10 protein-coding genes and 3 pseudogenes are annotated in these 14,259 nt (G+C 67.6%); 7 read left to right on the forward strand and 6 right to left on the reverse strand.

Features of this window, described 5'->3' with window-relative positions; all coding sequences use genetic code 11:
• Positions 1–440 precede the first annotated feature (440 nt).
• Positions 441–983 carry a phosphatase PAP2 family protein gene (locus tag ACFUNE_RS03495; RefSeq protein WP_383561762.1) on the reverse strand — a complete coding sequence of 181 codons (543 nt, stop codon included), beginning with the start codon at positions 981–983 and terminating at the stop codon, positions 441–443.
• A gap of 238 nt (positions 984–1,221) precedes the next feature.
• Here ACFUNE_RS03495 and ACFUNE_RS03500 point away from each other — a divergent pair.
• Positions 1,222–1,563: pseudogene (locus ACFUNE_RS03500) on the forward strand (YihY/virulence factor BrkB family protein); the annotation flags it as partial.
• 145 nt (positions 1,564–1,708) lie between these two features.
• Here ACFUNE_RS03500 and ACFUNE_RS03505 read toward each other — a convergent pair.
• Positions 1,709–2,848, reverse strand: coding sequence for an FUSC family protein (locus tag ACFUNE_RS03505; protein WP_383561764.1), 1,140 nt, complete (start codon positions 2,846–2,848; stop codon positions 1,709–1,711).
• 1,234 nt (positions 2,849–4,082) lie between these two features.
• Here ACFUNE_RS03505 and ACFUNE_RS03510 point away from each other — a divergent pair.
• From ACFUNE_RS03510 to ACFUNE_RS03530, 5 genes and pseudogenes are all read left to right on the forward strand, one after another.
• Positions 4,083–4,760: pseudogene (locus tag ACFUNE_RS03510) on the forward strand (HemK2/MTQ2 family protein methyltransferase).
• The gene (locus ACFUNE_RS03515) at positions 4,744–4,995 is read left to right on the forward strand and encodes a CDGSH iron-sulfur domain-containing protein (protein ID WP_383561766.1); all 252 of its coding nucleotides are present in this window, start codon (positions 4,744–4,746) and stop codon (positions 4,993–4,995) included. The pseudogene ACFUNE_RS03510 and the gene ACFUNE_RS03515 overlap by 17 nt, the downstream one beginning before the upstream one ends.
• Positions 4,992–6,038, forward strand: coding sequence for an iron-containing redox enzyme family protein (locus ACFUNE_RS03520; RefSeq protein WP_383561768.1), 1,047 nt, complete (start codon positions 4,992–4,994; stop codon positions 6,036–6,038). Before ACFUNE_RS03515 ends, ACFUNE_RS03520 begins: the two co-directional genes overlap by 4 nt.
• 160 nt (positions 6,039–6,198) lie before the next feature.
• On the forward strand, positions 6,199–8,478 hold the full coding sequence (locus tag ACFUNE_RS03525; protein ID WP_383561770.1) for a catalase: 2,280 nt from the start codon (positions 6,199–6,201) through the stop codon (positions 8,476–8,478).
• Between the two features lie 75 nt (positions 8,479–8,553).
• A complete protein-coding gene (locus tag ACFUNE_RS03530; RefSeq protein WP_383561772.1) occupies positions 8,554–9,813 on the forward strand; it encodes a hypothetical protein in 1,260 nt (419 codons plus the stop codon).
• Between the two features lie 487 nt (positions 9,814–10,300).
• Here the strand turns inward: ACFUNE_RS03530 and ACFUNE_RS03535 are convergent.
• Positions 10,301–10,768: pseudogene (locus ACFUNE_RS03535) on the reverse strand (ZIP family zinc transporter); the annotation flags it as partial.
• A gap of 375 nt (positions 10,769–11,143) precedes the next feature.
• Here ACFUNE_RS03535 and ACFUNE_RS03540 point away from each other — a divergent pair.
• On the forward strand, positions 11,144–11,659 hold the full coding sequence (locus ACFUNE_RS03540; RefSeq protein ID WP_383561774.1) for a GNAT family N-acetyltransferase: 516 nt from the start codon (positions 11,144–11,146) through the stop codon (positions 11,657–11,659).
• A 265-nt stretch (positions 11,660–11,924) separates the two neighbouring features.
• On the opposite strand, the gene ACFUNE_RS03545 is transcribed toward ACFUNE_RS03540, so the two are convergent.
• The 3 genes from ACFUNE_RS03545 to gndA all read right to left on the reverse strand — a co-directional run bounded on the left by ACFUNE_RS03545 (position 11,925) and on the right by gndA (position 14,181).
• Positions 11,925–12,077 carry a hypothetical protein gene (locus ACFUNE_RS03545; protein ID WP_383561776.1) on the reverse strand — a complete coding sequence of 51 codons (153 nt, stop codon included), beginning with the start codon at positions 12,075–12,077 and terminating at the stop codon, positions 11,925–11,927.
• A gap of 382 nt (positions 12,078–12,459) precedes the next feature.
• Positions 12,460–12,678 carry a 3-hydroxyacyl-CoA dehydrogenase family protein gene (locus ACFUNE_RS03550; protein WP_383563001.1) on the reverse strand — a complete coding sequence of 73 codons (219 nt, stop codon included), beginning with the start codon at positions 12,676–12,678 and terminating at the stop codon, positions 12,460–12,462.
• Between the two features lie 63 nt (positions 12,679–12,741).
• A complete protein-coding gene (gene gndA, locus ACFUNE_RS03555) occupies positions 12,742–14,181 on the reverse strand; it encodes an NADP-dependent phosphogluconate dehydrogenase (protein WP_383561778.1) in 1,440 nt (479 codons plus the stop codon).
• Positions 14,182–14,259 lie beyond the last annotated feature (78 nt).

Raw genomic sequence — 14,259 nt, forward strand, 5'->3', positions numbered from 1 at the left:
CAGGCTGCCCCGTCTGCAGTACGGTGCGCCGGCAGAGCGCGTCTTCAGATTCTCTACCTCAACCGGCAGCCCGGTGTGGTCGCGGGCGGAGGTCACTGTCAGTCGCACCAGTACGGCGTGCTTGATTTCGGTAGCCCGTTCCCGCGGTGCGGGGGACGCGGCGAACACCCCCCGCGGCATTGGGGACCGCGGGGCGTTCGGGACACGTGCGGGGCACGGGGGTAGACCTGGCTCGCCTGCTTCCTGGTAACGAGAGGTCAGCAAGCCGGTTGCGCGGAGGCCGACGGGATCGGCGGCGCGGTCCCCGGTCCCGCGGGTGGAGTGCCGGAGCTCCTGGTGGCCGTTTGTTGCCGCACCAACCTCACGATGCGGCCACGGCCGGCCCCTCCCGCAGCCCCCCGCCACCGGCCCGGACCCCGAAGACCTCGCGCGCGCCTACCTCACGGGTGTGCAAGCAGGCGGGGGATGACCCGTATCAGTGCGGCCGAGGCCAGCCCGATAGCGGCTCCGGCGGTGACGTCGGAGGGGTAGTGGGCGCCGTCGTGGACTCGCTCAACCGCCACTAGAACCGTCGGTACGGCACAGGCGGCGCCTGCCCACGGCCAGATCGGAAGTATGCCCGCGGTGAACGCAACGGCCGCCGCGGTGTGCCCGGACGGGAAGGAGGAGCTCTCCGGCCGCTCCTCCACCTCATCGTGAGGGAACCACTCCTTCGGAGGCCGACGGCGCTCGATGAGCTGTTTGGCGATCCCATTGGCAAGCACCTGCCCTACCGCCATGCTGGCGATACCCGCTGCCGCGGCCCTGCGGCCTCGCCAACCACCCCGCGACGCCATCAAGGCGGCCGCCGCCCACCACAGCTTCGTGTGCTCGGCCGCGTCCTCCACCGACGGCAGCAAAGTGCGCGCCCAGGCCGACTCCCAGGACGCCATACGCTGGGTCAGCCGGTTCTCGCGGGCGCGCAGGCAAGTCAGAATTCTCATGCTGGCCAGCTTCCCCCGCCGCAGCGATATAGACGATGATGACATTCTCCCACTGCCACCAGCTCAAGGATGGGCGTGGGCGGCTCGTTCAATGCGCAACTGGTGTGGATGGCATGCCTGTAGAACGCTCGGCGGTGGCGCATCCTGGATTGCTCGTCATGATGGAATCTGAGAACGGGAATTTCCTTCGGCACCTGTCAGGTGCATGCCATACAGGGAGGAGTATTTCAACTCCCTGGGCAGTCTGCTGGCCTTGCTGATCTGGATGGCCGCCTCGGCCGGCTTCGCGATCTACGTCGCGAACTTCGGCTCCTACAACAAGACGTACGGGGCCCTCGCCGGCGTCATCATCTTCCTTGTCTGGCTCTGGATCACGAACCTGGCGGCTCTCCTGGGCCTCGATTTCGACGCCGAGATGGCCCGTGAACGAGCCATCATCAGCGGCCACCCGAGCGACAGGGAGCCCTACGCAGAGCCACGTGACACCCGGAAGTGGACCGAAGAAGACCGCCGCTCCGCAGGGGCTGCCGAGCCCGACGCGGAACCCGGCGCACGGGAGGAACGACAGCAGCGTGATTGACCACGACTTGTGGCTGAGCCGCCTGCATGGCCACGCATCAACCGGCGTGAAGGTCGCCACGGATACTCCGTAGGCGGTTCAGCGTCGGCTGGATCACCAGCGCAGAACTTTCGGGTTCGTCGTCGGGACGCGGCTCGCCGGTGGCTCAGGAACGTGGGCCCAGGTCCACGAGCAATTGCCGTGCCTCCAGTACGAGTGCATCTCCTGCGGCGGACGCCGGCCCCTTCTGGTGCTGGACGTTGTCGGCGAGGGCGCGATGTGCGGCCCAAGCCTCGTCGAAGGCCAGCTTGCGGTCGAGTCCGTCGACCGATGCGGTCGTTCGCTCGGCCTCCTTGGCGCAGATGCGGGCGGCCTGCTCCAGTACGGCTGCCAGCTCGGCAACAAATCGGGAGGGCGGCGCCGGAAGGCCCGCGTCGTCACCATGGATGCCGTTCAGTGTTCCCGCGACTGTGAGGATGCGGGTGCATACACCGCTCCACCGAATGTCCTCCGCGAAGGGTGGGGGAGGGGGCCCCGTCCGCCGTAACCGTCCGCCCGGGTTCCAGCGTGCCCCTTCCGTGGCCCAGTACCTGGCATCGGCGACGCCTTGGAGGGACATGGTGAGACGGGATGCCTCGGCGTGCCAGTCCTCCGCCTTCTGCAACGCGTCGTCCTCCCGCAGGCCGTCCGCCATTCTGTCGAGCAGGTCCGCGGATTCCCGCGCGAGGCGGCGCAGACGGTCACGGACGCTGCGCAGATGCACGGGTGGCAGGATGAGGGCGTTGACCGCTATGCCCACCACTGCCCCGATCAGTGTTTCCAGTAGTCGATGGCCCACGGTCGAAGTGCTGGATGATCCGTAGGTGATCACGAAGAGGGCCGTGGTCGCCCCGAGGATGCCCTGGCTCCCGAATCGGCGGTAGTTTCCGAGCAGCGTCATGAACGGCAGGGTGAGCAGCATGGCGGCCATGGTCTGGTCGTACGTGATGGTCATGGCTATCGACCCCCACAGAGTGCCGAGGGCGATGACGGCGAACTGCTGTGCCCCAATGCGCAGCGACTGGTAGACGGTGCTACTGACGAGGGCGACTGCCGTCCAGGGTGCGAGGAGGGCCATGGGGGCCTGGAGCCACCATCCGGTCAGGGCCCACGCGATGATTGCCGCTGCCGCCGCTTTGAGTGACTGGACGAGTGTGTCCCGTTCGGGCCCGGGCTCCTCGAACGCGTTGTGGACGGACCGCCGGACCCCGGCCCACTCCCGTCCGGCCCACCGCCCGGCGGCCGGCCAACGCACGTCCCGTGCCAACCCGTTCACCTCTCGTCGTGCGGCCCCGTCCCCTGCGCGTACCGTTCGCCGGCCCTCTGGGCTTCGTGCCCCCGAGCGGAGAGGCTATGCGTCGTGGTGGCGGACCTGGCGTTCTGGAGTCATGCACGGGTCTGCATGGTCAAGGGGTGATGCCGGCGCCCACTTCGGCATGAACGGTTGATCCGAGGGTCTGGAGCGGGTGAACGCCGCCCACAGCTGGCGTGCTTCTTCTGACCGGCCCGGCCCCCCAGAACAGGCCTGTACACCCGGACGGATAGCGAGGAGCGAGAAGGCAGGAGGGCGCACATCCGCATGCCAGTCCACCCCTGGAGGTCGATGCAGCCCGGTTACGTGATCCCGAGCGACTAACGGGATTCCACATATTCAGATTCACGGACCAGGTCAGCATGCGGGACTCTTTATGGCCTGCCGCGCCCGGTTCACTCATTCACGATCGTTGAACCCGCTAACGAAGGCGAGCGTCGCAGACTATCCCTGCCACCTGGACGCAGACTCCGACTTGGGTGTCGAAGTATTCCGTGTTGCCCACCCGGGCCGGAGAAACGTTCGTTCGCAGGGGGCACTGCCGGAATAAGTCGGCCTTGGAGGGATGGGACGGAACCTTCTGGACAGACGGAAAAAGCCCAGCTGGCTCACGCAGCACATTGCTCCGGTCGGGGCTGGTCGGCACACGGCGAAAGCGCGGGTGGATCGGCTGTGATGATCCAAGAGAAAGGCGACTGAGAAGAGTGGTTTGCCTACTGCTCCACCACAGACAGGACTCCGGCGCTCGAACAGCGCCTCGACGGCCAGCACATCCCTGCCGTATCGAGTGGCTGCTCATGGCTGTGCGGTTGGCTGATGTTCAAGGCTCGGGCCCACACGAGTTGCGGACCCAACCCGGCGGATTTCGACGAATCCGTCCAGCGGTTGCTGCCAACGTTATATCCGGTCAACGCGGGTGGAGACGGGGTAGTGCGCTGATTGTCAGACCACCGTACTTCGAACGGACGCACCCGGCCGTAATCCGAATGGACGCACGCATCGTGCCACCGCCGACCATTGTCTCCCAGCCGACAGGCCGCCGCGCGGCCCGTATCTCCGCCCGGGCACCGAGAGGCAAGCGTGAGCCGCCGATACGGCCCGTAGCCGGTGGAGTGGCGGCCCTCCTATGAGCGACACATTCTGGACGAGCGGCGGGCCGTCCTCGCCACCGGGAGGGCGAGACGTAAACATGACCGAGAGACTTCGCTGCAGGCCTCGACGGATGCTTACGGTGCCGGGCGTCTACGCTCCCCAGCACGACACACATCTCCTGATGCGTGCCGTCAGCCGGGAACTCGTCGATCCTGACCGGCGTGTGCTGGAGCTTGGAACAGGCAGTGGGGCGTTGGCGGTTCATGCGGCCCGGCTGGGTGCCACGGTCACGGCCGTCGACATTTCCCGCAGAGCCGTGCTGTGAGCTCGGCTGAACGCTGCTCTCTACCGCCAGCGCGTCACGGTCCGCTATCGCGATCTGTCAGCACTCGACAGCGGAGGGTACGACCTGGTGATCAGCAATCCGCCCTACGTGCCGGCCCCGGCTGTTCTGCCGCCTCTGCGCGGCAGGGCACGTGCGTGGGACGGCGGGCTGGACGGCCGGGCGGTCGTCGACCGGGTCTGCAGGACCGCCGCAACCGCTCTGAGGCCGGGCGGAACGCTACTCATGGTGCATTCGGCAGTATGCGGCGTCGCTGGCACGATTGACGCTCTTGACGGCCTGGGTCTCGACGCGCAGGTCACTGACCGCGAGCTCATCCCCTTCGGCCCGGTGATGCGCTCCCGGTTGCCGTGGTTGCGTGATCAGGGGCTGGTGGACGACGGGCAGCAGGACAAGGAGGAACTGGTGGTCTTCCGTGCGCGACGACGCTGACATCCGCCGCATCCGCCTCGAACGCAACGGGCCGCTCCTCGTGGAAGGCCCCGTAACAGTGACCGGGGACGACGGCACCACCGCGACGTCCCAGCGATTCATGGTGGCGGTGTGCACGTGTCGCCGCAGTCGCACTTATCCCTGGTGCGACACCAGCCATCGCAGCCGCACGGCCTTGCCGACCGCTACCTCGAGGGGCGCGGCCACTGATGCGGATGAGGGTGGTGCGACATGACCGCAGATCCCTACCGCGAAGCGCGTGACACCCACCCGGTCCTACCGGCTCCGAGAGGTGTCGTCTCCGACGCCGTCATCGCCGCATTGCGCAACTGCCACGAGCCTCGGGTGAGTACTGAGGCAGTGGACCAGGCGGAACCGTATGGCGAGGATCTTCAGCTGGCGCTCTACCGGCTGTACGAACTGCACTACCAGGGGTTCGAAGGCGTCGGAGACGACCGTGAGTGGGATGCCGATCTGTTGCGGCTGCGCGGAACGCTGGAGCACATCTTTTTGCACGCGCTGCGGGCGGATGTGCCACAGCGGGCCAGCGCGCATGACGCCTTGGCGGAGATTCTGATCGAACCGGTTGGCGACGACGGCACTGGCGTGAGCCATTTCCTGCAGAGCGAGGGTCAGCTGTGGCAGCTCCGGGAGTACGCGGTGCTGCGTTCCCTCTACCACCTGAAGGAGGCGGACCCGCATGCTTGGGTCATTCCCCGGCTGCACGGTCGTGCGAAGGCAGCGATGGTGGCGGTTGAGTACGACGAATTCGGAGCGGGGCGTGCCGAGGAGATCCATGCCCGGCTGTTCGCGAACCTGATGGACGAGCTCGGCCTGGACCACACATACGGCCGCTACCTCGACGCGGCGTCGGCACAGGTGCTGTGCACCGTCAACGTGATGTCCCTGTTCGGTCTTCACCAAGCGTTGCGCGGTGCGCTCATCGGCCATTTCGCCGCGGTCGAGGTGACCTCCCCTCCCGGTTCCCGGCGACTGGCGAAGGCGATGCGGCGCACAGGCGCCGGGCCGGCTGCCGCACGCTTCTACGAGGAGCACGTCGAGGCCGACGCCGTGCATGAGCAGCTCGTCCGGCATGAGGTGATCGAGCCGCTTCTCGCCGCACAACCCGGACTCGACGTTGATGTGGCGTTCGGTATCCATGCCACGGGCCTGCTCGAAGACAGGCTCGGCGAGTTCCTGCTCGCAGCCTGGCGAACCGGCCGCTCCGCGCTGCGCATACCCCTGGAGGCAACTGCACAGCACGCCGGCATGCCCTGAAAGCACCGGAAGGGACAGCGGGATGCCGACGCTCAAGACATCGCTCTCTCCCGGAGCGCTTCCTCGTCGCGCTCCGGTCCGGAGCAGCTCCCTCAGCCGTCTCCTCACTGCCTGTCCGAACCTCGATGACACGTGGCACCCGTCGCAAGGATGGAAACTCATGAGTGAGAAGAAGAATCCCGTGAAGGCCGCCGCCGACAAGGTGGTCGAGAAGGTCCAGGACGCCGCTGGGCCCGCGAACGAGATCCCCGGTGCGCCGGGGCCGCTCCCGCCTACGGTGGACGAGCCGACCGAGCCGACCGGTCCGCTGCCGCCCAAGCCTGATCAGCGGGGCCCGGACACATACAGCCCGACCGGCCAGAAGACCGGGGTCCCGCAGAAGAAAGTGGCGCAGGGCGGGGACCGCCTGACGACCGCACAAGGCGCCCGGCTGTACGACACCGACCACTCGCTCAAGGCCGGCCCCCGCGGGCCAGTGCTGCTGCAGGACCATCACCTGCGGGAGAAGATCACCCATTTCGACCACGAGCGCATCCCCGAGCGCGTCGTGCACGCCCGCGGCGCAGCCGCGCACGGAGTCTTCCAGGGCTACGGCACGGCCGGACGGATCAGCAAGGCTGCATTCCTGGCCAAGGGCGTCGAGACACCGGTGTTCGTCCGCTTCTCCACTGTCCTCGGCTCACGGGGATCGGCCGACACGGTGCGCGACACCCGGGGCTTCGCGACGAAGTTCTACACCGAGGAAGGCGTCTTCGACCTGGTCGGAAACAACATCCCGGTCTTCTTCATCCAGGACGCGATCAAGTTCCCCGACATCATCCACGCAGGCAAGCCGCACCCCGACCGGGAGATCCCGCAGGCGCAGAGTGCCCACGACACGTTCTGGGACTTCGTCACCCTGCACACGGAGGCGACCCACCACACGCTGTGGAACATGTCCGACCGGGGTATCCCGCGCTCCTATCGGATGATGGAGGGCTTCGGCGTCCACACGTTCCGACTCGTCAACACGGCGGGTGACACGACGCTGGTGAAGTTCCACTGGAAGCCGAAACTCGGCGTGCACTCCCTGGTGTGGGAGGAGGCGCAGATCACTGCCGGCGTCGATCCGGACTTCCACCGCCGGGATCTCGCGGACGCGATCGAGGCGGGTGCCTTCCCGCAGTGGGAGCTGGGCGTGCAGACCTTCCCGGACACCGAGGAGCAAATGTTCGAGGGCATCGACCTGCTGGATCCGACGAAGATCGTTCCCGAGGAACTGGCCCCGGTCCAGCCGATCGGGCTGATGACCCTGAACGCCAACCCGTCGAACTACTTCGCCGAGACCGAGCAGGTCGCCTTCCACCTGGGCCACCTCGTCCCCGGTATCGACGTCACGGACGACCCGCTGCTCCAGGGCCGCCTGTTCTCCTACCTCGACACCCAGCTCACCCGGCTCGGCGGCCCCAATTTCGGTCAGCTGCCGATCAACCGCACCCACGCCCCGGTCAACGACATGCTGCGCGACGGCATGCACCAGACCGCAGTCCACCGCGGCGTCGCCCCCTACCGGCCCAACAGCCTCGACGGCGGCTGCCCGTTCCTCGCAGGCGAAGACACCGGTGCCTACATCGAGGTTCCTGCAAAGATCTCCGCGACCCGCAAGGTCCGCGAGGCGGCCTCTTCGTTCGATGACCACTTCAGCCAGCCCCGCCTGTTCTGGCTCAGCATGACCCCCACCGAGCGCGAGCACATCATCGCCGCCTACACCTTCGAGCTCGGCAAGTGCTACGAACAGGCGATCAAGGAACGTGCCCTGCTCGTCCTGGCCAACATCGACAGCGAGCTGTGCACACAGGTCGCTTCCGGGCTCGGACTGCCCGCACCGCAGGCAAGCGTGCCCCAGGCCGAGCCGCAGCCCAGCCCCGCACTGTCACAGCTGGGTGGCAGGTGGCCGGGGGACGGCCGGATCATCGGCATCGTGACCGCGGGCGACCAAGAGCTTTCCGGCGTCCGGGCGACCCGCCAAGCGGTGCTTGACGCCGGCATGGTCCCGCTGGTCATCGCTCCTACCGGGGGGCAGCTCGACCAGGACGGTGAGCCCGTCACCGTGCAGCGCACCTTCACCACCGCACGGTCCGTCGAGTTCGACGCCCTCGTGCTCGCCGGTGCACCGGCACCCGGCCCCGATGCGCGCGGCGCCCGCGACGCCAAAGTCGACGACGACGCGGCCGTGACCGCCGGGATCGACCCACGGGTCCTGTTGCTGATCACCGAAGCATTCCGCCACGGCAAGGCCATCGGCGCCTGGGCCGATGGCCGCGACGCCTTGGAGACCGCCGGCATCGCCACCGACGCTCCCGGCGTGGTGACCGCCGACGATTCGAGCGCAGTCCTGGAGGGACTGACCGGGATGCTGGCCCACCACCGAGCCTGGGACCGTTTCACCCCAGCTGTCTGATCCCGTTCCCTTTCGGCCCCTGCAGGGGCCGAAAGGGAACGCAGCCATGGACCACGACACGGAAGGTGATACACCATGATCAGCGAGCACGAAGGCCCGGGCACCCTCGTCATCCTCGCGAACTTCGTGTCCCCGCTGGCAGTCGACCTCGCTGAGGAATCGGTCCTGCGCCGATGGGCGGAGCAGGCGCCCCGCAAGCTGTGGCTCACCCGGCCCGGTGACGTGCTGATCACCCCGCTCCCTCTCAGCGCACCCTTCCGACGCTATGCCTTCCACCGCCTCGGCGTACCGGAGAACTCGGTGCAGGTCATCACCGTGCCCGACACCCCGCACCTGCCGATGGCTCACGCGCTGGCCGAGCACGGTCTGCTGGAACCTCTGCGCACACTCATCGCCGAGCGGCCGACCGCGCGACTGCTCCCGACCGCGCTGGACGAAGCCGCCGCCGAACTGGCCGCACACCTCCGTATTCCCATCGTCCCCTACGAAACGGGCGTCCCGAATCCCGGCACTCTACGGGCGGTTGCCGACATGAACACGAAGTCGGGGTTCCGCGCGGCCGCCCGGACCCTCGGGCTGCGGATGCCACACGGCCGGACCTGTACCGGCGCGGAGCTCGGCCACGTGACCACCGCGTTACTGGCCTCGCACCCTCGAGTGGTCGTCAAGCCAGATAGGTCCGCCGGCGGCCACGGCCTGCACTTCGTCAGCCGCGGAGACCAGCCGCCAAAGCCGCCGCCTCCTGACAGCCGTTGGGTGGTGGAGGAATACGTGGAACACACCCGGGCCGTAAGCGCCCAGGGACACGCCACGGCCACCACGGTGGAGGTGGCGTACGACGGCGAGATGCGCATGGTCAGCGGGTCCTTCGCCGGATACTGCTCCCCCCTGAACGACCTGTCCGCGAGAGCGCGCCGGGAGCTGACCAACTGGACCCGGGCACTGGGCGGTCAGCTGGCCGCCGAAGGCTACCGCGGGCCGTACAGCCTCGACCTGGTGTGCACACACGACGGCACGCTGTACGCACTGGAGTGCAACGTGCGACGCACCGCGACCACCACAGCCCACGCGATGGTGCGCCGCCTGGCCGGCGCATCCGTCTGGTCGACCGGCACGGCCGCAGCCACCGCGCCCCTGTCCTTCGACGAGGCGGTCGGACATCTGACCGAAGCAGGCCTGGACTTCCAGCCCGGCGACTCCGAGGGCGTCCTCCTCTATGCCGACCGCCCCCTCGACGGCCGGAACTGGCGGTACACGGCCCTGGCTCCCACTCGCACCCGGCTCACCGAACTCGAGGTCCGACTGGCCACAGCTTTCGGGCACGAGGCTTTGTGAGTCGACACCTTGGGTGACCCGTATACCCCCGCCAGTATCCCGCCTTGAATTGTCGCTCCTTATATGGGTACGAGACGAACACAATCACCGAAGGAAGACGATGACTGACGTAACAGAAGCTGACGGTAAGCAATGGTTCTGCAGAGCATGTGGTACACCCGCAGGAGCAGCGAAGCTGTGCGCACGCTGCAGTTCGGTGTTCCCCCGGGCTGAAGGCGGCCTCATCGACGACGAAGGCGCTGCGCTACGCCGAATATTTGAAATCCGAGGAAGGACCCCTTCGGAGTGAGCCCCACGGGCGCGCCCCAGCCACCGGCTTACTTCAGATCGAGCTGACCTGCGCCGGCGAAAGAGCGTAAAAGGACGCTGGCCCTCATGCATTCGAGTCATGGCTTAGTTCCGGTGACGCAGCAGACGCCGCCGTAGGCCTCTCCGTCCATCCTTACAGGTGGGAGAGGCTGAATAAGCGAGAAAGCCGCTGACGTTGCGCGTTCTCGAACGCCTCCGTGATCTGGTGTCGGCGATCATCGCCAGGATGGCACCCGCGGCAGGCGCGGTCACAGCAGCGATTACCGTAGGAGACCATCCGCCCCCACGGAGCGGCCCAGCACCGCGGCTAGGGTACTTGCCGCGGCGATACCGCCCCACCCGCCGAAGACGTCCCCGGGGCCCCGGGCGGCAGCGCGCATCCCTTCTGAGCTCGACAGGCCTTCGGGCACGTTGCTGCTGAAGTCGGCCACGTGCGTAGCCAGGCTCAATGCACCCCTGTCGAGACCAGGCTGACATCGATCACTGCGGACTCCGGCACTCCGTCGAGGTGCGCGCCCAAGGGCAAAGCGAGACCCGACCCGGCCACCTGCGTCTCCGACGGCTGACTCCGTCTACGGCCCGACCTCTTGCGATGACGAGCGCCTCGGTACGCGAGCAGCACATTGCCCGCCGTGGAGATCACCGCGCGCGTTGGTCAAGTCGGTGGGCGTAGAACTGCGACAACAGGGCGTCCCGGATCTCTCGTTGGCGTAGACACCTCCCCAGCCAACAAGAGGCCCTGTTCTCACGCCCGGAACCCACCGCGATCACCCGAACGAGGCTCCCGTTCGACGCACACCCCTCAAGATCGGAACACGACAGCCACTCAGGGGCAGGCCCACCTGCGCGCAACCAACCCCAGGACCAGGCACCCAGCACCTTGTCCCGTCGGCACTCGTCCATGCCGCCAACGCGCTCACTCACGAGAGAGATCAGCCGGGCACCGGGTGATCGCGTCGGCCAGGCGGTCGTTCCCGAGAAATGCTTTGCGGCGCGCGAGCTCGGGACTCAGACTGCTCCGGTGCTGATCCGACGCGAAACACCCGATGACACCCTCGCCGTGACCGCCGTCACCGCGTTGGCCTTCGCCAAGCCGGAGACTCCGGTTCCGGTGGAGGTGACCCTCCTCGACCAGCTGCGCACCTGCGCGGGCTGGCTACCGGAACTGTCTCTCGTGGCAGTCAGTGAAAAGGATGAGGTCGTAGGCCACGTGGTCTGCACTCATGGCCATGTCGGAACCGTCCCTGTCCTGGGCCTCGGCCCGCTCAGCGTGCACCCCGACCACCAGAGCCGCGGTGTCGGCCTTGCCCTCGTCCACGCCCTGCTCGGCGCGGCGGACGCCCTGGGCGAGCCCCTTGTCGCTCTCCTCGGCAGCCCTGCGTACTACGGCCGCTTCGGATTCCGCACAAGCACGGACCACGGCATCACCGCACCGGACCCCTCATGGGGCGAGTACTTCCAGGTCCGCACCCTGACTGCCCATAGTCCCGCGCTGCGAGGCGTCTTCACCTACGCGGAGCCGTTCGAGCGTGTCTGAGGTGATATACCCGTAGCGGGTTCCGGTGGTCGTGGCTCAGGGTCTGAGCGACGCGCTGCCGGGCTGTCCTGCTGCTGTTCTGCCCGGCCGCCGGGACTTGCAGCAAGTCACGGGGTATGTCCCGGCGGCAGTGACCGGTCGGACGCCCTTCATCACGGCGGCGCCATTGTCGGCCGACAGGCCGGTGGCTGCTCCGCCGGGCAGGAAGATCGCGAAGGACTGCGTGCAACCGGTCGAGGACGCCGGTGCGTTCGTGGACCTCTGCCTACAGCACGCGCAAAGACTGGTCGGCGTCGCGTTCACGCCTGGCGAGCGCATGTAGCACGGCCTGATCGCCGTGCCGGTCACGGGCGGCTGCGAAAAGGACGTCGACCGCAATGGCGAGGGTGGCTTCGGGTGTCTGGTTCTGAGCGTCCACGCTCAGAACCAGGTCATAGGTACCGGATCGCATCGATCATGCGCGCCAGACCAAAGATCACCCTGTGGGGTAGTCGCACTCGAACCGATGCATACCATGATCGATGGAGCAACGACTTCCGAGGTTCGGGGCTTAGTTGCCAGAGACTTTTCAGCTCTGGCGGAGGGATATCCGAGGGACTTTCCGCGGTGCGAGCACGCAAGGCTGCGACAGCGCTGAAAGGTTCAAGATCTCGGCCACGACCACCCACGCCACTGCTGTGCACCGCTCCGACGCGGCACCGGACCGGCAGCAGGAGACGAGGCGCGCTGCGGGCCGCACATGGGTCTGACCGCGGGTGACGTACCCGGCGGCGTGAGCACGGGGCGCGCCGGGCGGGCGGTCAGTCGTACGGGTAGAGGCCCGAGCCCGTCTTGCGGCCGAGCCGGCCCGCGTCGACCGTGCGCTGGAGCAGCGGGGGAGCCGCGTACAGCGGCTCCCTGTACTCCGCGTGCAAGCGGGCAGCAGTTGCGGCGGTCGTGGTCGGGGTCTTCCTCTCGCTTGCGTCCTTGTGCGCTGCGGTGAGATGGAGGGGAGCGTGGCCCCATCCATCTCCTCTGATCTCTTCAGCCTCCGATCGCCTCGGAGGCGATTCCTTCCGGCATCGGTGCTCGTCGGGCGTCGGTCAGCTTTCCACCTCGGTCTTGTCGCCGCCCCAGAGCGTGTGGAAGACGCCGTCGCGGTCGGTGCGGCGGTAGGTGTGTGCGCCGAAGTAGTCGCGCTGACCCTGGGTCAGCGCGGCAGGGAGGCGTTCGGCGCGCAGGGAGTCGTAGTAGGCGAGGGTGGCGGCGAAGGCCGGGGTGGGTACGCCCTGGGTGACGGCGGTGGCGATCACGGTGCGCCAGTCGTCCTGTGCGGCGGCGATCTCTTCGGCGAAGCTCTTGTCGGCGAGGAGGCTGGGCAGATGGGGCTGCGCCTCGTAGGCGCTGGTGATCCTGTCGAGGAACGCGGCCCGGATGATGCATCCGCCGCGCCAGATCGCGGCGACCTTGCCGAGGTCGATGTCCCAGTCGTACTCGTCGCTGCCGGCCGCGAGTTCGTGGAAGCCCTGGGTGTAGGAGACGATCTTCGAGGCGTACAGGGCCTGTTCGACCTGGTCGGCGAAGACCGCGGCCTCGTCCTTGCCGAGCTTGCGGGCCGACGGCCCGGCGAGGTGGCGTGAGGCCTCTCGGAGAGCGGTGTGACCGGAGACGGAGCGGGCGAAGACCGCCTCGGCGATACCGGAGACGGGGACGCCCAGATCGAGGGCGATCTGCACCGTCCAGCGCCCGGTACCCTTCTGCTCCGCCTGGTCGAGCACCACGTCCACGAAGGGTTTGCCGGTCGCGGCGTCGACCTGCGAGAGGACCTCCGCGGTGATCTCGATGAGGTACGAGTCCAGACGTCCGGTGTTCCACGTGCGGAAGATGTCCGCGATCTGCGCGGGGGAGTACCCGCCCACGTCGCGGAGCAGCTGGTACGCCTCGCCGATGAGCTGCATGTCCGCGTACTCGATGCCGTTATGGGCCATTTTCACGAAGTGCCCGGCACCGTCCGGGCCGATGTGCGTGACGCACGGAGCGCCGTCCTTGGCCTTCGCCGAGATCTTCTCCAGCATCGGCCCGAGCGAGTCGTAGGACTCCGTGCTGCCGCCCGGCATGATGCTCGGCCCGTTGAGCGCTCCTTCCTCGCCCCCGGAGATGCCGGCGCCGACGAAGTGGATGCCCTGCTCGCGCAGCTCGTGCTCACGGCGGCGCGTGTCCGCGAAGTGCGCGTTGCCGCCGTCGATGATCATGTCGCCGGCCTCCAGGAGGGGCGCGAACTCCGCGATCACCGCGTCCGTCGCCTCCCCGGCCTTGACCATGACGACCAGGCGCCGTGGCCTCTCCAGGGATGCCACGAAATCCTCGGCGCGCTCGGTGGCGATGAAATCACCCTCGTCGCCGAACTGTTCGACGAGCTCGTGGGTGCGAGCGGCGGTCCGGTTGTGCAGAGCGACGGTGTACCCGTTGCGTGCGAAGTTCCGGGCCAGGTTGCGCCCCATGACGGCGAGCCCTGTGACACCGATCTGCGCTGTGCTGCTCATTGTGACCCTGCCTGCTTCCGGTTTCGTCGTGTGCGGCAGTTCGACCGACCGCCGTGCTGGAACGGGCTTCCGAGCTTA

The sequence above is a fragment of the Streptomyces sp. NPDC057287 genome, assembly GCF_042667905.1.
Taxonomy (GTDB): Bacteria; Actinomycetota; Actinomycetes; order Streptomycetales; family Streptomycetaceae; genus Streptomyces.

Coding starts and splice junctions, on each gene's coding strand:
- ACFUNE_RS03525 (WP_383561770.1), top strand. CDS start 6,199: ATGAGTGAGAAGAAGAATCCCGTGAAGGCCGCCGCCGACAAGGTGGTC.
- ACFUNE_RS03520 (WP_383561768.1), top strand. CDS start 4,992: ATGACCGCAGATCCCTACCGCGAAGCGCGTGACACCCACCCGGTCCTA.
- gndA (WP_383561778.1), bottom strand. CDS start 14,181: ATGAGCAGCACAGCGCAGATCGGTGTCACAGGGCTCGCCGTCATGGGG.
- ACFUNE_RS03530 (WP_383561772.1), top strand. CDS start 8,554: ATGATCAGCGAGCACGAAGGCCCGGGCACCCTCGTCATCCTCGCGAAC.
- ACFUNE_RS03495 (WP_383561762.1), bottom strand. CDS start 983: ATGAGAATTCTGACTTGCCTGCGCGCCCGCGAGAACCGGCTGACCCAG.